The following is an 18,345-nucleotide window of genomic DNA, read 5'->3' as shown; positions in this document are numbered from 1 at the left end:
GATTTTGACCCCGACAGACCTTTTCTTATGCAGAAAGAACCTCGTAAGGTCCGTGAGTTTCGTCGCCGTGAGCAAGAAATTCTCGATACCGCGCTCAAGCTGTTCCTCGATCAAGGTGAAGACAGCGTCACCGTCGAGATGATCGCTGATGCCGTTGGTATCGGCAAAGGGACCATCTACAAGCACTTCAAGTCCAAGGCGGAGATTTATCTGCGCCTGATGCTCGATTATGAGCGCGACCTGAACGAGCTGCTGCACTCTGCCGATGTCGACAAGGATAAGGAAGCCCTGTCCCGGGCCTACTTCGAATTCCGCATGCGTGATCCACAGCGTTACCGGCTGTTCGATCGCCTGGAAGAGAAGGTGGTCAAGGGCAACCAGGTGCCGGAAATGGTCGAGGAACTGCACAAGATCCGTGCTTCCAACTTCGAACGCCTGACCTTGTTGATCAAGGGCCGCATCAGCGAAGGCAAGCTCGAAGACGTGCCGCCTTACTTCCACTACTGCGCAGCCTGGGCGCTGGTGCACGGCGCGGTGGCGCTGTATCACTCGCCGTTCTGGAGCAACGTGCTGGAAGACCAGGAAGGCTTCTTCCAGTTCCTGATGGACATCGGCGTGCGCATGGGCAACAAGCGCAAGCGCGACCCCGATAGCTCCGGCAGCTGATTCATTCAATGGCCTTATGGCGCCATGATTTCTCTATATGGCGCAGTGTCCCAGGAATATACTCAGGCATGGGACTTGCCAAAACCTGATTTTTGAGTCAGGTTTTGGTCGGTTCACTCTTCCTTCGCCGGAGTCATCCATGATCGTTGATCGTCAAGGCAGGCGTTTTCGCAATCTGCGTATCAGCCTGACTTCTGCCTGCAACTACGCCTGTACCTACTGCGTGCCCAACGGCAAGCGGCTGGTGGCTGCCCAGGACGAGTTGTCGGCCGAGGCCATGGCGCGCGGCGTGGCCTATCTGATCGAGGCCGCAGGCATCGAACGCCTGCGGATCACTGGCGGCGAGCCCCTGGTCAGTTCGAAACTCGAAGCCTTCATGGCGGCGGTGGGGCAAATGGGGCTGGAAGACATCAGCCTGACCACCAATGGCCAATTGCTCGCACGCAAGCTGCCGTTGCTGGTGGATGCCGGTATCCGGCGCATCAACGTTTCCCTCGATACCCTGGATGCCTCGGCTTTCCGCGGCATTGCGCGTGGCGGCGATCTGGCGACCGTGCTCGACGGCATGGACCAGGCTCGTGCGGCGGGCATGAAAATCAAGGTCAATATGGTGCCGCTGCGCGGGCAGAACCTGGACCAGGTAATGCCGCTGCTCGACTACTGCCTGGAGCGTGGCTATGAACTGCGCTTTATCGAGCTGATGCGCATGGGCCACCTGGCCAGCGATTCCAACGCTTTCCTGCAGCAGTTCGTCAGTCTGCAGCAGCTGCTGAGCCTGATCGGCGAGCGCTACGAATACCTGCAGGCCGATGCGCCGGTGGACGCCACCGCAGTACGCTATGAAATTCCGGGTCAGGGCCATTTCGGCGTGATCGCCAACGAAAGCGTACCGTTCTGCCGGACCTGCTCGCGCCTGCGGCTGTCGTCCACCGGCTGGCTGCACGGTTGCCTGTCGTCGAGTAACCGGCATTACGTCGGCGATCTGCTGGACAAGCCGCGCCACCAAGCCTTGCCGGCCTTGCAGCGCTTGCTGGTCAAAGCCTTGGGCGACAAGCAGGACGTGGCATTCTCCGGTGGTGCGACGGTGATGAAAATCATCGGCGGCTAAACCCCATCTCCCTGATCCCCGTCCTCTGTAGCCGCTGCCGCAGGCTGCGATCGAGGGTGTAGCCCTCGCCAATCCAGGCGACCTATTTCTCTCCAGCCAATAGCCTTCACCAGGTTTGTGGCTGCTGCGCAGCCATTCGCAGCCTGCGGCAGCGGCTACAGGCGCCCGAGCTGGCGCGGAAGCTGCATCTCGTGGCCATTCGCCGGTTTTCCGTCACCGGCTTCTGGAGGGAAGGATGCGTAGCCTGGTTTTGCTGCTGGCTTTTTTGGGGCTCGGCGGCTGCATGAATGTCAGCGATATGGGCGAGGGCGTTCGCTATCACATGAGTGATGCGGGTTTTCTCGATCACAGTAATACCCAGCGCTCCAACTCGTTCCGCGTTCAACCGGACTCGTTCATTTTCATCGCCCAGGGCGCCTTTGCGCCGCCGGGTAGCGCTTACCCGCGCCCCAACGTGGTGGCCGAGGAAGCCTTCAAGGGCTTTATCGAATACTTCCCCATGGTCCGCCGCGCCCGGGCGCCGGAAGGCCTGGACCAGGCCATGGCCGAGGCCCGTGAGGTGGGTGCGCATTACCTGCTGTACACCCGTTTCGCCAAGGCCGACGACCGCATTGGCAACTCCGATGAATGGTTCGACCAGGAAGCCGTGGATCGCCTGGGGATCGACAACGGTGTGATTCAGATCATGCTGATCGAGACCAGTACCCAGTATCTGATCGACACCGCGCGGATTCGCAGTCGTGGCGGTTTACTGACGTTCCACGACAAAAAGCCCGAAGACCTGCTTGGCCCGCCGCTCGAACAATACGCCCGCAGCCTGTTAGGCTTGAGCGATTAAGCCAAGCACGAGGAGAGCAGCATGAGTGGTCCGGGCAAAGCCAACGATCTGTTGGCGCAGATTCCCAAGGCGCAGAAGGGCTTGCCGCCGGTCCACCTGTGGAACCCCGACTTCTGTGGCGATATTGACATGCGTATCGCCCGCGACGGCACCTGGTACTACCTGGGCACCCCCATTGGCCGCAAACCGATGGTCAAGCTGTTCTCCACCATCATTCGCCGCGACGGCGACGACTACTTCCTGATCACCCCGGTGGAAAAGGTCGGCATCAAGGTCGATGACGCGCCTTTTGTCGCCGTCACCCTGGAGGTCGAAGGGGAAGGCGAGGCCCAGGTCCTGCGCTTTACCACCAACGTCGACGAGCAGGTCAGCGCCGGCAGCGAGCATCCGCTGCGAGTGGTGATCGACCTGCAGACCCAGGAGCCGGCGCCTTACGTTCATGTACGCAGCAATCTGGAGGCGCTGGTGCACCGCAATGTGTTCTATCAACTGGTGGAGCTGGCGGTGAGCCGTCCGATCGACGGTCAGAACTGGCTGGGCGTCTGGAGCGGCGGGGTGTTCTTCCCGATCGGCCTGGAGCCCTGAGCTGCGAAACCTCTTGTTGATCGAATAAATATCTTGCGACGAAGATCCCCTTTCGGGTATCAATTTGTACATGATTAGACATGTTCGATTTGACAAGAAAAAACGCGTGGTCGATGAACTGATCCGACGCATCGAAAGCGGCCTCATGGAGGACGGTTTCCTGCTGCCGGGCGAGCATCAGTTGGCCCAGGAATTCTCGGTGAGTCGTGGCACCTTGCGTGAGGCCCTGGCCGAACTCAAACGCCGCAACTACATCGCCACCCAGAGCGGGGTCGGCTCCATCGTCACCTTTGACGGTGTGGTGCTGGACCAGCAAAACGGCTGGGCCCAGGCCCTGGCGGACAGCGGGGCGCTGATCAACACCGAGCTGCTGCGCCTGGAAGCGGTGCAGCGTCCCGACCTGCTCAGTCGCTTCGGCACTGACCAGTTCATCGCTCTGGACCGGCGCCGACGCTCTACCGACGGCACCGTGGTTTCCCTTGAACGTTCCCTGATGCCTGCCACCGGAGGCCTGGAAAGCCTGCCGCGAGTAGGGCTGATCGATGATTCCCTGACCATTACCCTGGCCGCTTACGGCTATATCGGCGAGCGCGGCGATCAATGGATTGGCGCCGAGCCACTGGGTGAAGAAGAGGCACGACTGCTGGGACGTCCAGCCGGCAGTGTGTTTCTCAAGGCCCTGCGGACCACCTATGACCGCCGCGGGCGTTTCATGGAACAGGTGGAGAGTTTTCTCGACCCGCTGCACTTTCGCCTGCACCTGGAATTCGGAGCGCAGAAATGATCCCGCTGAATCGCGCTCTGGGCGCTTTTTACGGGCTGGCCCTGGGCGATGCCCTGGGCATGCCGACCCAATCCTTGAGCCGGCAGCAGATCAAGCAGCGCTACGGTGCCATTCGCAGCCTGGAAGACGCCGGTCCCGATCAACCGATCGCCGCCAACATGCCCAAGGGCTCGATCACCGACGACACCGAGCAGGCGATCCTGGTCGGCGATCTGCTGGTCGCGGGCAAGGGCCGGATCGAACCGGCGGCGTTGGCTCACAGCCTGATCGAGTGGGAAGCGGCGATGCAGGCCAAGGGCTCCCAGGACCTTTTGGGCCCCTCGACCAAGCGCGCTATCGAGATGATCCTCGCCGGCCATACCGCGGAAGAAGCCGGGCGCTACGGCACCACCAACGGTGCGGCGATGCGCATCACCCCGGTGGGCATCGCGGCGAACGTCGACGATGTCCAGGGCTTCATCCGCGCGGTGGTGGAAGCTTGCCAGGTCACCCATAACACTACGCTGGGTATCTCCAGCGCGGCGGCGGTGGCGGCGGTAGTGTCCGCCGGGATCAATGGCGTGCCGCTGGGCGACGCCTTGCAGGTCGGCGTGCAGATCGCCCTGGAAGCGGAGCGGCATGGTCACTGGGTGGCTGGCGGCCGTATTGCCACGCGCATCAGTTGGGCGCGCACCCTCAGCGTCGAAAGCGACAAGGCGCTGCTGGCCGATCTGCTGTACGACGTGATCGGCACCTCCGTCGCGTCCCAGGAATCGGTGGTGGTGTCCTTCGCCCTGGCGCATCAGGTGGCCATCGGCGAGCTGCAGGCGTTCGAGGCGCTGTGCATGGCCGCGAGCCTTGGGGGCGACACCGATACCATTGCCGCCATCCTCGGCGCGATGCTCGGTGCCTGCCAGGGGATGGAGTGCTGGCCGGCCGCCTTGATCGAGCAGATCAAGCTGGTCAACGACCTGGACCTCGAACCGCTGGTGCAGGGGCTGCTGGCCCTGCGTTAAAGACTGGCTGCATGGCCAAGGTTCCCACCACCTGTGCGCGAGCCGTCGCTGAAGCATTTTTGCCATGGATAGCAGGAAACGGCGAGGAGTGCCGGGATGTCTGATCGACTTCCGAAATTGCCGACAATCACAACAAGGGCAACAGGAGCTTTTTCATGAGTGCATCGAACCCCGGGCAAAGCGCCGGGCAACTGGAAACCCGCGGCATCGAGCCGGTGCCGGAAGGCGAGTGCAACGGCCATCCGCTGCAACTGTTCTGGGTCTGGTTCGCCGCCAATATCAGCATCCTCGGCTTGCCGCTGGGGGCGACCCTGGTGGCCTTTCGTGGCCTGTCGATCTGGCAGGCGATCATCGTTGCCATCCTCGGCGCCGCCGGTTCGTTCGCGGTGGTGGGGATCATCTCCATCGCCGGGCGTCGCGGGCGGGCGCCGAGCCTGACGCTGTCGCGGGCGATCTTCGGCGTGCGCGGCAATATCGGCCCGACCCTGGTGTCGCTGATGTCGCGAGTGGGCTGGGAAACCGTCAACACCACTACCGCGGCCTTCGTCCTGCTGTCGCTGTGTTCGATCCTGTTCGGCTCGCCGGTGGAAGCCAAGAGTGCGCCGCTGCTGACCCTGCTGTTCATCGGCATTTTCGTGCTGCTGACCCTGGCCGTCTCCGGCCTCGGCCACGCCACCTTGCTGGTGATCCAGAAGTGGGCCACCTATGTGTTCGGTGCGCTGAACCTGCTGGTGGGCGGCTTCCTCTGCGCCACCATCGACTGGAGCGCGGTGTTCAACGCCACCCCGGCGCCGTTGAGCGCGATGATCATCGGTATCGGCACCATGGCCGCGGGCACCGGTATCGGCTGGGCCAATACCGGTGCCGACATGTCGCGTTACCAGCACAGCAGCGTCAAGGCCTCGCGCTTGGTGGCATCGGCGGCCTTCGGCGCCGGCATTCCGCTGGTGCTGCTGATTACCCTGGGTGGCCTGCTGTCGGTGGGCAACGATGACCTGGCCTCGGCCACCGACCCGATCGTGGCGATTCGCGACATGCTGCCGACCTGGATGGCGGTGCCGTACCTGATCACCGCTTTCGGCGGCCTGCTGCTGTCGAACAACCTGTCGGTGTACTCGGCCGGCCTGACCACCCTGACCCTGGGGCTCAAGGTCAAGCGGGTGTACGCGGTGGTGGTGGACATCGTGGCGATCTTCGCCGGCTCCATCTACTTCATGCTGATCGCCGAGAGTTTCTATGGGCCGTTCATTACCTTCATTTCCTTGCTGGCGGTGCCTCTAACCGCCTGGGTCGGGATCTTCGTGGTCGACCTGATCCACCGTCACTACTACAGCCCCAAGGATCTGCTGGACGTCAGCCCGAGCAGCGCCTACTGGTATCGCGGCGGTGTCGAATGGCGGGCCTTCGGTGCCTGGGCACTGGCTATAGTGCTGGGTTTCAGCTTCACCACCATCGGCACCAGCGCCGAGAACGTCTGGTTCGCCGGGCCGCTGGCCGATTCCTGGCTGGGCCATAACGGCCTGGGCTGGATCGTCACCTTCCTGGTAGCCGGCGGCGTGTATGCCGTGCTGGGCGGGGCCAGGGATCGCCGCGGTGCTTTTGTCGAGAATGCCAATGCCTAGAATGCTGCACACCGGCCAGGTTATCGTCGATCTGGTGATGTCCGTGGAGCGCCTGCCGAGCTCCGGCGGCGATGTGCTGGCGCAGTCCGCCAGCTTCGAGGCCGGCGGCGGCTTCAACGTGATGGCTGCCGCCCAGCGAAACGGCTTGCCGGTGCTGTACCTGGGGCGACACGGCAACGGCCGCTTCGGGGATCTGGCACGTGAGGCGATGCGCGCCGAGGGCATCCGGATCGCTCTCGAGGCCAGCCGTACCGAGGACACCGGTCTGTGCGTGGCGCTGACCGAAGCTACGGCCGAACGCAGCTTCATTTCCTATATCGGGGTGGAAGGCCAGCTGTCGGCCGAGGACCTGGACGGTGTCGCGGTGCAGGCCGATGACTTTGTCTATGTCAGCGGCTACAGCCTGCTGCATGTCGGCAAGGCCGAGGCTTTGCTGGACTGGCTGCTGGCCTTGCCGCAGGGGATCCAGGTGGTGTTCGATCCGGGCCCGCTGGTGGAATCGCCGGACTCCGCGGCCATGCGCCGGCTGCTGCCGCGTATCGATATCTGGACCAGCAACAGCGTCGAGTCCTTGCGCTTCACCGGGACCTCGACCATCGCCGAAGCCCTGCGACACCTGCATGACGAACTGTCGCAGGAGGTGTTGCTGGTGGTCAGGGACGGGCCGCAGGGCTGCTGGGTCAGCCAGCATGGCCATAGCGCCCATGTGCCGGGCTTCAAGGTCCGGGCGGTGGACAGCAACGGCGCTGGCGATGCCCATGCCGGAGTCTTCGTCGCAGCGCTGGCGCAGGGGCTGGAACCAGTGCAGGCGGCGCGCCGGGCCAACGCCGCGGCGGCCCTGGCGGTGACCCGCTGGGGGCCGGCCACCGCGCCGGGTGCTGCGGAGGTGGATGCGCTGGTCAATGGGGATAGCGTCCGAGCCTAGGCGTTTGCCGACTGAACGAGAGTGATCGCGAGCAAGCTCGTTCCCGCCGGGAGTAGGCCTGCTCGCGATCCGTGGTTTATCCCGCCTTGCGCAATGCCTCGATCAGTTCCTGCTTGCTCATGGTCGAGCGGCCACGAATGTTCTTCGTTCGGGCCTCCTTCAGCAGGCTGTCCTTCGTCTGGGTGCTCAGCGACATCGTGCTGTTGCGGGCATGTCCTTCACGGCTGGCGACGGCACGCCTGGCCGAGGACTGGCGCGCGGCGGTTTTTTCCGAGGCCGGTGTGCGTTGCCCGGAACCGCCAGCCCGTTCCCCTCCACCGGACTGCTTGTTCACCGTGGCCCAGGCGCGCGCTTCGGCCTCGTCCTTGGGCACGCCCTTGGCTTCGTAGCCGGCTTCGATATGCGCGGCCTTGCGCTTCTGTTCGGCGGTGTATTTGGCTTTGCTTCCACGAGGCATGAGGGCTCTCCTTTGGCAATGGGTACCTGAAGTTGGGGCGGGAAAAAGGCCGATAAGTGCCCGGGAATCGACGGATGGGCTCTGGATACCCTGCCAGAGGGTGTGATCGCTATCACAGAAGCGCGGCATTTCGCGCAAGAGGGGCAGGCCTGGGCGGCCCGAGGTTTGCCAGGGCGGGGGGAAGTCTCGCACAATGCCTGCCCCGGAAATGGATGCGTCTGACGAATTATCAGGCCTTTTCGCGAGATGCTCATGGATGATTCTTACGCCCCAGATCAGGGGCGGCTGATCGACACGGCACGCCTGCCGTCAATCCCCTGTTGTGCCCATCCAACCCCGTCACCGGTCTGCCCGCTGCCGTGCGGTTGGTCGTGGCCTGTTTTTAAAGGAATGAACCAATGAATACCCGGATGTTTTTGGCTGCGGCGCTATTGGGCGGCAGCGTGCTGCTGGCCGGTTGTGGCGACAAGAGTGAAAAGGTCAGCCAGCCCGTCGCGCAGGTCGATACCCGGCAACAGGAAATAGAGAAATACAACCAGTACGTCGGTGCGGCAAACAGCATCAGCGAATCCTTCCAGACCTTCCTCCAGCGTTACCAGCAGTACGAGGTGCCGGCCCTGGCGGGCAAGGCGCCGATCACTGCCTTCAGCATTGGCAACGATATCCTCATCGATCGCCTGAGCCAGGCCCTGGATGGCGCCCTGGCCATCGATACGCCGATCCCGGAAGTGGATCAGGCGGCCCAGTCCTTTTCCACGGCCCTGAAAACCCTCTCGCCCTTGAGCCATGAACTGCAGAACTACGCCACTTCCAAGGGTTACCTGAGCGACAACGGCGACCTGGCCCGTCGCCAGGGCCAGGCCTACCTGGCCGCCCTGACCGCAGTCAGCGAGAAGGAGCAGGACTTCTACGCCGGTCTTGGCGCGCGTGACCTGGCGCTGACCAAGCAGGCATTCGATGAGGCGCCGAAAGACACCGCGGCCTACTACCGTGCCGGGCTGATCTACTACGGCAAACTCAACACCGCGGATGCCGAGACGCTGTTCGCCGAACCGAACGATCCGCAGGCCCTGGCAGCCTTCGAGAAGTCCCTGGCACTGGTGGCCGACGCGGCCGCGGGTTGGAATGGCAAGGTCAGCGCCCAGGCTGCACAGAGCGGCAAGTCGTGCGGTGGCGGCATGTTGGAAATCAATGAGTTCATCGGCCAGTCGCGTTCGATCGTCCGCGACGTCAAGGACGGGGTGTACAAGCGTGCTCCCGAGGGCGCGATGAAGAACCTGCCGGCACACATGCAGAGTTCGAGCATCGTCCGCTCGGCCAACCGCTACAACCGCACCTACGGCAACATGATCAATCGCTTCAACCATCCGACCTGCTGAGTCGTGGTGGTCTTGCAGGCTTCAGGATTAGCCCGCAGCGGAGTAAGTCAGCCACCGATCTCATCGATGAATTCGTCCATGAAGCGCTTCAGGCGGGCATGGCGCACCTGCGCCAGGCGCGCTCCGGTCACGGTCTGGAAACCCTCGGCCAGGTGCAGCAGCTTGGTGTGGAAGTGGTCGAGGGTGAAGTTCAGGTCGTCGTAGCCGCGGTGCTCGGCGTGCGGGTCGTGGGGATCGTAGAAGGCTCGGTTCAACCGGCCGCCGACATAGAAGGTGCGGGCCACGCCGAGAGCGCCCAGGGCGTCGAGACGGTCGGCGTCCTGCAGGATCTTCGCCTCCAGGGTGCGAGCCTCGATGGCGGCGGAAAAACTGTGGGCTTCGATGGCGTGGGCCACCTCGGCGATCTTCGCTTCGGGCCAGCCCAGTCGGTGCAGCAGGGCCGAGGCCTTTTCCGCCGACAGGCGCGAGGCCTGGGCGCGCAGCGGCGAGCTCTTTTCCACGGCGACGCAATCGTGCAGCAGGGTGGCGGCCAGCAGCACTTGCAGATCGCCGCCGTCTTCCCGGGCGATGCGCTGCACATTGGCCCACACCCGCTGCAGGTGCGACAGGTCGTGGGCGCCGTCGTCGACGGGCTCCAGCGCGTGGGGCAGCAGGGTGTTGGCGAGATCGGGCAGGGGAGCAAAAGCGTCGGAAGTCATTTCAGCCAGGCAGTAAACATACAGGCGCACACTGTAGCCGCTGCCGCAGGCTGCGATAAGGCCCGCGGGACCTTCGGGCTTCGATAAAAGTGCCGTGCGCTTCGCGACCGATCGCAACCAGCGGCAGCGGCTACAGGTATCGGGCAATTCCGACATGGACAATCACCCGTCACGACCTCCAGGCATATCCCTGTGAAATACCCGTGCATGTCCTTCCCCTGTCGATCTAATATGGCCGCCTGCCTTCCAACCGAGACCCGCCGATGTCCGTCGAAATCCGTCCAGCCGTGCCCAGCGATGCACCGCAAATCCTTGCCTTCATCAGGGAGTTGGCCGATTACGAACGTGCTCGCCATGAGGTCATCGCCAGCGTCGCCGACATCGAGCGCAGCCTGTTCAGCGAGGGCGCCACGGCCCACGGCCTGATCTGCCTGCGCGATGGCGTGCCGATCGGCTTCGCGGTGTTTTTCTTCAGCTATTCCACCTGGCTGGGCAGCAATTGCCTGTACCTGGAAGACCTCTACATCACCCCCGCACAACGCGGCGGCGGCGCTGGCAAACAGCTGCTGCGGCACCTGGCGCGGATCGCCTGCGACAACGGTTGCGGGCGCTTCGAGTGGAGCGTGCTGGAGTGGAACGAACCGGCGATCCAGTTCTACAAATCCCTGGGCGCCCAGCCCCAGGAAGAGTGGGTGAGGTACCGCATGGATGGCGATGTGCTGCGCGCGTTTGCCCAGGGCTGATTTACTCGGCGCTTCTTTCGTGCAGGAGCGAGCTTGCTCGCGATAGCAATCCTGACAGCCCACTCCATTCTCAAGGCAGCCCTCAAGTTCAGGGCTACCGTTGTTCGACCAGGGCTCAGGCCTGCAGGTGCCAGCCCATCACATCCAGCAGATCGCAGCTGTCGCGCAACAGGATGGCGCTGGCCAGGTGTTGCAGTCGGTGTTGTCGGCGGCTTTCATGTCTAGCCGCGACAGGCTTTCCAGCAGTTGGTTGATGGCCAGCAGACGGACGGCGCTGTTGGCGTGGAGGACATCGAGTGGGGTGGTTTTGTCGATCAGCAGGCCGCCGCTGGCATCTCCGCCGAACTCGGCGGCTGACTCAGGCTTCCATAGGCGCGAAGCTTGCCCGCGATGGCATTTTTCCAGGTCCATCGCCATCGCGGGCAGCTTCCTACGGGACTGCGTTTATTGCTTGAGGGTCGCCATGTCGATGACGAAGCGGTATTTCACATCGCCGGCGATCATCCGCGCGTAAACCTCGTTGATCTGGCGGATGTCGAGCATTTCGATGTCGCAGGTGATGTTGTGCTCGGCGCAGAAATCCAGCACTTCCTGGGTTTCGGCGATGCCGCCGATCAGCGAGCCGGCCAGCACGCGACGGCCCAGTACCAGCTTGGCCGCGTGCACGGGCGGGTCCACCGGCTCGATCAGGCCGACCAGGATGTGTACGCCGTCAAAACGCAGGGTATCCAGGTAGGGGTTGAGGTCGTGTTGCACCGGGATAGTGTCCAGCAGGAAGTCGAAGCGGCCGGCCGCGGCCTTCATCTGCTCGGCATCGGTGGAGACGATCACATGATCGGCACCCTGGCGGCGGGCTTCCTCGGCCTTGCTCGCCGAACGGGTGAACAGGGTCACTTGCGCGCCCAGGGCCTTGGCGAACTTGATGCCCATGTGGCCCAGGCCACCCATGCCGAGAATGCCCACCTTGTCGCCGGCCTTCACCCCGTAATGCTTGAGCGGCGAGTAGGTGGTGATGCCCGCGCAGAGGATCGGCGCGGCGCTGGCCAGGTCGAGTTTCTCGGGAATGCGCACGACAAAGTGCTCGCTGACCACGATGCTGTCGGAGTACCCGCCCATGGTGTTGCTGCCGTCGACCCGGTCCGGGGTGGCGTAGGTCATGGTCGGGCCTTCCAGGCAGTATTGCTCCAGGTTGGCGGCGCAGGCTTCGCAATGCCGGCAGGAGTCGACCATACAGCCGACGCCGACCAGGTCGCCCACCTTGTGCCTGGTCACTTGGGCGCCGACGGCGGTGACCTTGCCGACGATTTCGTGGCCCGGCATCAGCGGGTACACGGCGATGCCCCATTCATTGCGGGCCTGGTGGATATCGGAGTGGCAGACGCCGCAGTAGAGAATCTCGATGGCCACGTCGTCGGGGCGCGGGCTGCGGCGCTGAAAGCTCATGGGGGCGAGGGGCGTGGTGGCGGACTGGGCGGCGTAACCGATAGCTGTGTACATGATGAACCTCGCAAAAGCACTGACAGATGAGGCGGGCCATTCTCGGCGCCGCTCCCTGGCGCGAACATGGCGATTCCTCGGCATGTCATGCCTATTCCTCCGCCATCGGCCATTTGCGCGCGGCATTGGCGTGCAGACCTGCGATGATGTTTTCATCCCTTTTTCCGTGAAGTTTTCCCCATGTTGTTGACCCGCCATCTCGATGCCAATGCCACCCTGGTATCCCTGATCCAGCCTCTTGCGACCCGCGACGGTTTCGTTCCCACGGGGCTGCCCGGGGTTCAGGTGTTACGGGCCAGTTGCGACGTAGCCCGCGGCCCGCATATCTATGAGCCGAGCCTGATGATCATCGCCCAGGGCAGCAAGCTGGCGTATCTGGGCCCGCGGACCCTGGAGTACGGCGCTGGGCATTACCTGATCCAGGCGCTGTCGGTGCCCTTCGAGTGCGAGACCTTCGCCATGCCCAATGCGCCGTTGCTGGGGGTGTCCATCGCCATCGACCGGGCGCTGTTGGGCGAGCTGGTGCTGGCGATGGGCGTTGCCGCGGGGCGCAGCGCCCAGGCGCAGACCCCTGAGTCGATGACTTCGGTGGTGCTCGACGACACGATGCGTGGTTGCGTGGAGCGCCTGCTGCGCTGCCTGCACGATCCTCTGGAGTGCAAGGTGATGGGCCAGGCGCGCTTGCGCGAATTGATGTTCACCGTCTTGCGCGGGCCGCAGGCCGATGTGCTGCGCGCGCTGGTGGAGCAGCACGGGCAGTTCGCGCGGATTTCCGCCTCGCTGAATCACTTGCACGAGCATTACACCGAGCCGCTGAACGTCGAGACCCTGGCCCGTTGCGCGAACATGAGCACCTCGACCTTTCATGAGCACTTCAAGCGCAGCACGCTGCTGTCGCCGGTGCAGTACCTCAAGCGCCTGCGCTTGCTCAGGGCGCAGCAGTTGCTGCTGGGAGAAGGGCTGGGCGTGGCCCAGGTGGCGCATCGGGTGGGCTACCAGAGCACCTCGCAGTTCAGCCGTGAATACAAGCGCTACTTCGAGCGCAATCCGGGGGATGAGCGAGCAGCGTGATGGGGTGGAGCGCTCGTCTGTAGGAGCGAGGCTTGCCCGCGATGCAGGGTGAGACGGTCTGACAGATACATCGCCAAGGCCTTATCGCACGCAAGCTGTGCTCCTACAGAAGCAGGGCAGTGGCGCCGGCAATAAAAAAGGCCCCCATTCGGGAGCCTTTTTCTTCAAGCGTACGCCTTACATGTTCGGGTAAGTCGGACCGCCTGCGCCTTCCGGCGCAACCCAGGTGATGTTCTGCGCAGGGTCCTTGATGTCGCAGGTCTTGCAGTGCACACAGTTCTGGGCGTTGATCTGGAAGCGCTTCTCGCCGTCTTCCTTGGTGATCACTTCATACACCCCGGCCGGGCAGTAGCGTTGAGCAGGTTCATCGTACAGCGGCAGGTTCTTGCCGATCGGGATGCTCGGATCGGTCAGCTTCAGGTGGCAAGGCTGTTCTTCTTCATGGTTGGTGCCCGAGATGAACACCGAACTGAGTTTGTCGAAGCTGAGCTTGCCGTCCGGTTTCGGGTAGTCGATCTTCTTGCAGTCCGCGGCCAGCTTCAGGCAGGCGTAGTCCGGCTTGGTGTCGTGCAGGGTAAACGGCAGCTTGCCACCGAAGAGGTTCTGGTCGACCCAGTTGAAACCGCCGCCGACGATGGCGCCGTACTTGTGGATCGCCGGGCCGAAGTTGCGGCTGGCGAACAGTTCTTCGTACAGCCAGCTGGACTTGAACGCTTCTACATAGGTGTTCAGCTCGTCGGCGCCTTCGGAACCGGCGAACAGCGCATCGGCCACGGCGTCAGCGGCGAGCATGCCGGACTTCATGGCGGTGTGGCTGCCCTTGATCTTGGCGAAGTTCAGGGTGCCCAGGTCGCAACCGATCAGCGCGCCGCCCTTGAACACCATCTTCGGCAGCGAGTTCAGGCCGCCTTTACAGATGGCGCGCGCGCCGTAGCTGACGCGCTTGCCGCCTTCGAGGTACTGCTTGAACACCGGGTGATGCTTGAGGCGCTGGAATTCGTCGAACGGCGACAGGTAGGTGTTGCTGTAGGACAGGTCGACGATCAGGCCGACCACCACCTGGTTGTTTTCCAGGTGATAAAGGAAGGATCCGCCGGTGTTCTCGGTGCCCATGATGTCCAGCGGCCAGCCGGCGGTGTGGACCACCAGGCCTGGCTGATGCTTGGCCGGATCGATTTCCCAGATTTCCTTGAGGCCGATGCCGTAGTGCTGGGCGTCGGCGTCGCTGTCCAGGTTGAAGCGCTTGATCAGTTGTTTGCCGATGTGGCCACGGCAGCCTTCGGCGAACAGGGTGTACTTGCCACGCAGTTCCATGCCAGGGGTGTACAGGCCTTCCTTCGGATTGCCTTCGCGGTCGACACCCAGGTCGCCGGTGATGATCCCGCGGACCACGCCGTTCTCGTCGAACAGCGCTTCCTGGGCGGCGAAGCCCGGGTAGATTTCCACGCCCAGGTTCTCGGCCTGCTGGGCCAGCCAGCGGCACAGGTTGCCCAGGGAGATGATGTAGTTGCCTTCGTTGTGCATGGTCTTGGGCACAAAGAAGTCGGGAACTTTGGTCGCGCTGTCGGCGTTTTTCAGGACATAGATGTCATCGCGCTTGACCGGGGTGTTCAGCGGGGCGCCGAGCTCTTTCCAGTCCGGAAACAGCTCGTTCAGGGCGCGTGGTTCGAACACGGCGCCGGAAAGAATGTGAGCACCGACTTCGGAGCCTTTCTCGACCACGCAGACGCTGATTTCCTTACCGGCTTCGGCGGCCTTCTGCTTCAGTCGGCAGGCGGCGGACAAGCCAGCGGGGCCGGCACCGACGATGACCACGTCGAATTCCATGTATTCGCGTTCCACTAGGCTATCTCCTACTCAAGGCTCAACGGTTTTTTTCTAATTGGAGGTTGGGTGTCGCATCGATGGTTTTCTCCGCCAAACAGGGGAGGGGACAATGAACGACCCGCCTTTCTCTCTAGGCGGCGCATTATATCTACACCACTCTTAGCGTCCAATACAAACGTTTGTTTGAATTTGCTGCAGCCCATATAAATCAAAGAAGCACGGCTTATGACTGGCCATTTTGGCGTATTGACCAGAATAGGCGTTCCGGTCAAGATACGGTCGGTTTTGCGCTCGCCGTAGGCTGACTGTTGGTTTCAAGAGCACCTCTAAAGACAGGGCGAAGGCAGTACAAGGTGACGCAACGTGCAGTTTACACGCCGCGATAAAGAATGACCGGCCAGTCGCTACTGACGAACGGTCATCATCCCGTGAGCAAGGTCATCTGTCTGCTGTTGCAAGAGTCCATGCCAGCGTTTTTAGAGGTGCCCTTGTGCCCGATGAGCATCAACCGCCAGGTTCGCCTAGGCGACTTTCTTTTCACCGGAGAGTAACGAGGAATCCATGAAGGTTCTTGTAGCTGTCAAACGCGTTGTCGATTACAACGTCAAGGTTCGCGTCAAGGCGGACAATTCCGGCGTCGACCTCGCCAACGTCAAGATGTCGATGAACCCTTTCTGCGAAATCGCAGTGGAAGAAGCCGTACGCCTGAAAGAAAAAGGCGTAGCGACTGAAATCGTCGTCGTCTCCATCGGTCCCGCTACTGCTCAAGAGCAACTGCGTACCGCCCTGGCGCTGGGTGCCGATCGTGCCATCCTCGTCGAGTCCGCTGATGAACTGAACTCCCTGGCCGTGGCCAAGCTGCTCAAGGCCGTGGTCGACAAGGAACAGCCTCAGCTGGTGATCCTTGGCAAGCAAGCCATCGACAGCGACAACAACCAGACCGGCCAGATGCTGGCAGCCCTGAGCGGTTACGCTCAAGGCACCTTCGCCTCCAAGGTCGAAGTGTCGGGCGACAAGGTTGCCGTGACCCGTGAAATCGACGGTGGCTTGCAAACCGTTTCGCTGAACCTGCCAGCGATCGTCACCACCGACCTGCGTTTGAACGAGCCGCGCTACGCGTCTCTGCCAAACATCATGAAAGCCAAGAAGAAGCCGCTTGAAGTGCTGACTCCTGATGCTTTGGGCGTTTCCACCGCCTCTACCAACAAGACCCTGAAAGTCGAAGCGCCGGCTGCACGCAGCGCGGGCATCAAGGTCAAGTCGGTCGCTGAACTGGTCGAGAAACTGAAAAACGAAGCGAAGGTAATCTGACATGACTATCTTGGTAATCGCTGAACACGACAACAAGGTGCTGGCTCCGGCCACCCTTAACACCGTTGCCGCCGCTGCCAAAATCGGTGGCGACATCCACGTCCTGGTCGCCGGCCAGGGCGCTGGCACCGTGGCTGAAGCCGCGGCGAAAATCGCTGGCGTGAGCAAAGTCCTGTCGGCCGACAACGCCGCTTACGCTCACCAACTGCCGGAAAACGTTGCCCCTCTGGTAGCAGAGCTTGGCAAGGGCTACAGCCACATCCTGGCCGCCGCCACTTCCAACGGCAAAAACATCCTGCCGCGCGTGGCCGCGCAGCTGGACGTCGACCAGATTTCCGAGATCATCTCGGTAGAAAGCGCCGACACCTTCAAGCGTCCGATCTATGCCGGTAACGCCATCGCTACCGTGCAATCGAACGCCGCCGTGAAGGTCATCACCGTGCGCGCCACCGGTTTCGATCCGGTTGCTTCCGAAGGCGGTTCGGCCGCTGTCGAAGCGGTTGCTGCCGCTCACGACGCAGGCAAATCGAGCTTCGTCGGCGAAGAGCTGGCCAAGTCCGACCGTCCTGAACTGACTGCTGCCAAGATCGTCATTTCCGGCGGCCGTGGCATGCAGAACGGCGACAACTTCAAACACCTGTACGCCCTGGCCGACAAGCTGGGCGCTGCCGTGGGTGCTTCGCGCGCCGCGGTCGATGCAGGTTTCGTACCCAACGACATGCAGGTCGGCCAGACCGGCAAGATCGTTGCGCCACAGCTGTACATCGCCGTCGGTATCTCCGGCGCGATCCAGCACCTGGCCGGTATGAAAGACTCCAAGGTGATCGTTGCGATCAACAAGGACGAAGAAGCGCCGATCTTCCAGGTGGCCGATTACGGCCTGGTGGCGGACTTGTTCGAAGCCGTACCAGAGCTGGAGAAGCTGGTCTAATCCAGCGGCTTCACTTATAAGAGAGCCCGGTCTTTTGGCCGGGCTTTTTTATTGTCTGGGATTTGAGTGGGAGAATTTCGCCATGGATCTGCGCCGCCTGGGTGGCCTGTCAGTGCTGCTGGGACTGACATTGATGCCGTTGCCGTCGATGGCCGCCGGTAAATGCGAGCGCCTGGTGGTGACCGGCAGTCCGGATGCCCCGCCGTATCTGTGGCGCGACCCGCAGGACCCCAGCCACCTGATTGGCGCCAGCGCCGAATTGCTGCAACACGTGGCGCAGGAACTGGGGATCAAGGTCGAGTTGTTGTATGCCGGCAAACGCTCCGCCGCCCTGGATGAAGTGCGCAGCGGGCGCATAGACATGCTGGCCGACGCGCCGCTGACGGTGAGTGAGCTGGAAGCGCTGGACTACATTCATCCGCCGCTGCTGGAGAACGATTTCCTGGTCTGGACCCGCAAGGGCTCGACGCTGAGCTACAGCCAGCCCTCGGACCTGCATGGGCATACCGGCGCATTGTCGGAAAGGGCGCGCCTGACGCCGCCCTTCGATGCCTTCGCCAAGGAGCAATTGAGCCTGACCCGCATGCCGAATCTGACCCAGGCATTCCAGAAACTGTTGCTGGGGGAGGTGGAGTACGTACTGGCCGGACGCTACGCCGGCATGGCCCTGGCCCAGTCGTTGGGCATGGCCAACGATCTGCTGGCATTCCCGCAGCCTGCCGACAAACCTGGCCTGTTCCTGGCCATCTCGCACAACTCCGCCTGCAACGACCCATGGTTGCGCGGACAGTTGGCAAAAAAGATGACAGAATTGCCCGCGTCCGGTCTGACGGAAGCCGTGCTGCAGCGCAATCTCGAGCGTTGGAAGGCACAGTTGCAGCAACCTGTCAGCACCCCCAAACAGTAGG

The 18,345-nt window shown here is 62.5% G+C and carries 18 protein-coding genes and 1 pseudogene; 14 read left to right on the top strand and 5 right to left on the bottom strand.

Going from position 1 to position 18,345, the window contains the following annotated elements; all coding sequences use genetic code 11:
* Window positions 1-27 precede the first annotated feature (27 nt).
* The 8 genes from AC07PQ_RS23750 (at window position 28) to AC07PQ_RS23715 (ending at window position 7,523) form a co-directional block, all read left to right on the top strand.
* Entirely contained in the window at window positions 28-666 is a 639-nt protein-coding gene (locus AC07PQ_RS23750; protein ID WP_007928069.1) for a TetR/AcrR family transcriptional regulator, read from the top strand.
* Between the two features lie 139 nt (window positions 667-805).
* Complete coding sequence (locus AC07PQ_RS23745; protein WP_493185296.1) at window positions 806-1,774, top strand: GTP 3',8-cyclase MoaA; 969 nt, start codon at window positions 806-808, stop codon at window positions 1,772-1,774.
* Window positions 1,775-2,009: 235 nt separating this feature from the next.
* The gene (locus AC07PQ_RS23740) at window positions 2,010-2,612 is read left to right on the top strand and encodes a DUF4823 domain-containing protein (RefSeq protein ID WP_007928079.1); all 603 of its coding nucleotides are present in this window, start codon (window positions 2,010-2,012) and stop codon (window positions 2,610-2,612) included.
* 21 nt (window positions 2,613-2,633) lie between these two features.
* Window positions 2,634-3,197, top strand: coding sequence for a DUF1285 domain-containing protein (locus AC07PQ_RS23735; RefSeq protein ID WP_493185295.1), 564 nt, complete (start codon window positions 2,634-2,636; stop codon window positions 3,195-3,197).
* A 70-nt stretch (window positions 3,198-3,267) separates the two neighbouring features.
* The gene (locus tag AC07PQ_RS23730) at window positions 3,268-3,981 is read left to right on the top strand and encodes a GntR family transcriptional regulator (RefSeq protein WP_007928081.1); all 714 of its coding nucleotides are present in this window, start codon (window positions 3,268-3,270) and stop codon (window positions 3,979-3,981) included.
* The gene (locus AC07PQ_RS23725) at window positions 3,978-4,976 is read left to right on the top strand and encodes an ADP-ribosylglycohydrolase family protein (RefSeq protein ID WP_493185294.1); all 999 of its coding nucleotides are present in this window, start codon (window positions 3,978-3,980) and stop codon (window positions 4,974-4,976) included. The genes AC07PQ_RS23730 and AC07PQ_RS23725 overlap by 4 nt, the downstream gene beginning before the upstream one ends.
* A 155-nt stretch (window positions 4,977-5,131) precedes the next feature.
* Window positions 5,132-6,598 carry a purine-cytosine permease family protein gene (locus AC07PQ_RS23720; RefSeq protein ID WP_101337235.1) on the top strand — a complete coding sequence of 489 codons (1,467 nt, stop codon included), beginning with the start codon at window positions 5,132-5,134 and terminating at the stop codon, window positions 6,596-6,598.
* Complete coding sequence (locus AC07PQ_RS23715; RefSeq protein WP_493185293.1) at window positions 6,591-7,523, top strand: PfkB family carbohydrate kinase; 933 nt, start codon at window positions 6,591-6,593, stop codon at window positions 7,521-7,523. Before AC07PQ_RS23720 ends, AC07PQ_RS23715 begins: the two co-directional genes overlap by 8 nt.
* A 76-nt stretch (window positions 7,524-7,599) precedes the next feature.
* Here AC07PQ_RS23715 and AC07PQ_RS23710 read toward each other — a convergent pair whose 3' ends face one another.
* The gene (locus AC07PQ_RS23710) at window positions 7,600-7,980 is read right to left on the bottom strand and encodes a termination factor Rho (RefSeq protein ID WP_493185292.1); all 381 of its coding nucleotides are present in this window, start codon (window positions 7,978-7,980) and stop codon (window positions 7,600-7,602) included.
* Between the two features lie 398 nt (window positions 7,981-8,378).
* Between AC07PQ_RS23710 and AC07PQ_RS23705 the strand changes: the two genes are divergently transcribed.
* Window positions 8,379-9,359: a DUF3829 domain-containing protein gene (locus AC07PQ_RS23705; protein ID WP_493185291.1), complete on the top strand. Its 981-nt coding sequence runs from the start codon at window positions 8,379-8,381 to the stop codon at window positions 9,357-9,359.
* A 47-nt stretch (window positions 9,360-9,406) separates the two neighbouring features.
* Here the strand turns inward: AC07PQ_RS23705 and AC07PQ_RS23700 are convergent, their stop codons facing one another.
* Complete coding sequence (locus AC07PQ_RS23700; protein ID WP_493185290.1) at window positions 9,407-10,057, bottom strand: HD domain-containing protein; 651 nt, start codon at window positions 10,055-10,057, stop codon at window positions 9,407-9,409.
* Between the two features lie 263 nt (window positions 10,058-10,320).
* On the opposite strand from AC07PQ_RS23700, the gene AC07PQ_RS23695 reads away from it, so the two are divergent.
* Complete coding sequence (locus AC07PQ_RS23695) at window positions 10,321-10,800, top strand: GNAT family N-acetyltransferase (RefSeq protein WP_007928100.1); 480 nt, start codon at window positions 10,321-10,323, stop codon at window positions 10,798-10,800.
* Between the two features lie 115 nt (window positions 10,801-10,915).
* Here the strand turns inward: AC07PQ_RS23695 and AC07PQ_RS23690 are convergent.
* Window positions 10,916-11,121: pseudogene (locus AC07PQ_RS23690) on the bottom strand (short-chain dehydrogenase).
* A gap of 123 nt (window positions 11,122-11,244) precedes the next feature.
* Window positions 11,245-12,297 carry an NAD(P)-dependent alcohol dehydrogenase gene (locus tag AC07PQ_RS23685; protein WP_493185289.1) on the bottom strand — a complete coding sequence of 351 codons (1,053 nt, stop codon included), beginning with the start codon at window positions 12,295-12,297 and terminating at the stop codon, window positions 11,245-11,247.
* Window positions 12,298-12,477: 180 nt separating this feature from the next.
* Here AC07PQ_RS23685 and AC07PQ_RS23680 point away from each other — a divergent pair, with 180 nt between their 5' ends.
* Window positions 12,478-13,368: an AraC family transcriptional regulator gene (locus AC07PQ_RS23680; RefSeq protein ID WP_007928122.1), complete on the top strand. Its 891-nt coding sequence runs from the start codon at window positions 12,478-12,480 to the stop codon at window positions 13,366-13,368.
* A 177-nt stretch (window positions 13,369-13,545) separates the two neighbouring features.
* On the opposite strand, the gene AC07PQ_RS23675 is transcribed toward AC07PQ_RS23680, so the two are convergent.
* Window positions 13,546-15,210 carry an electron transfer flavoprotein-ubiquinone oxidoreductase gene (locus tag AC07PQ_RS23675; RefSeq protein ID WP_037035167.1) on the bottom strand — a complete coding sequence of 555 codons (1,665 nt, stop codon included), beginning with the start codon at window positions 15,208-15,210 and terminating at the stop codon, window positions 13,546-13,548.
* 546 nt (window positions 15,211-15,756) lie between these two features.
* On the opposite strand from AC07PQ_RS23675, the gene AC07PQ_RS23670 reads away from it, so the two are divergent.
* The 3 genes from AC07PQ_RS23670 to AC07PQ_RS23660 all read left to right on the top strand — a co-directional run bounded on the left by AC07PQ_RS23670 (window position 15,757) and on the right by AC07PQ_RS23660 (window position 18,344).
* Window positions 15,757-16,506, top strand: coding sequence for an electron transfer flavoprotein subunit beta/FixA family protein (locus AC07PQ_RS23670; RefSeq protein ID WP_007928126.1), 750 nt, complete (start codon window positions 15,757-15,759; stop codon window positions 16,504-16,506).
* Window position 16,507: 1 nt separating this feature from the next.
* Entirely contained in the window at window positions 16,508-17,437 is a 930-nt protein-coding gene (locus AC07PQ_RS23665; RefSeq protein WP_493185288.1) for an electron transfer flavoprotein subunit alpha/FixB family protein, read from the top strand.
* An 82-nt stretch (window positions 17,438-17,519) separates the two neighbouring features.
* Entirely contained in the window at window positions 17,520-18,344 is an 825-nt protein-coding gene (locus AC07PQ_RS23660) for a substrate-binding periplasmic protein (RefSeq protein ID WP_493185287.1), read from the top strand.
* Window position 18,345: the final 1 nt, after the last annotated feature.

The organism is Pseudomonas sp. GW821-FHT09E12 (assembly GCF_059416085.1).
Note: the sequence above shows the minus strand (reverse complement) of the source record. Positions and strands in the feature narration are given on the sequence as shown.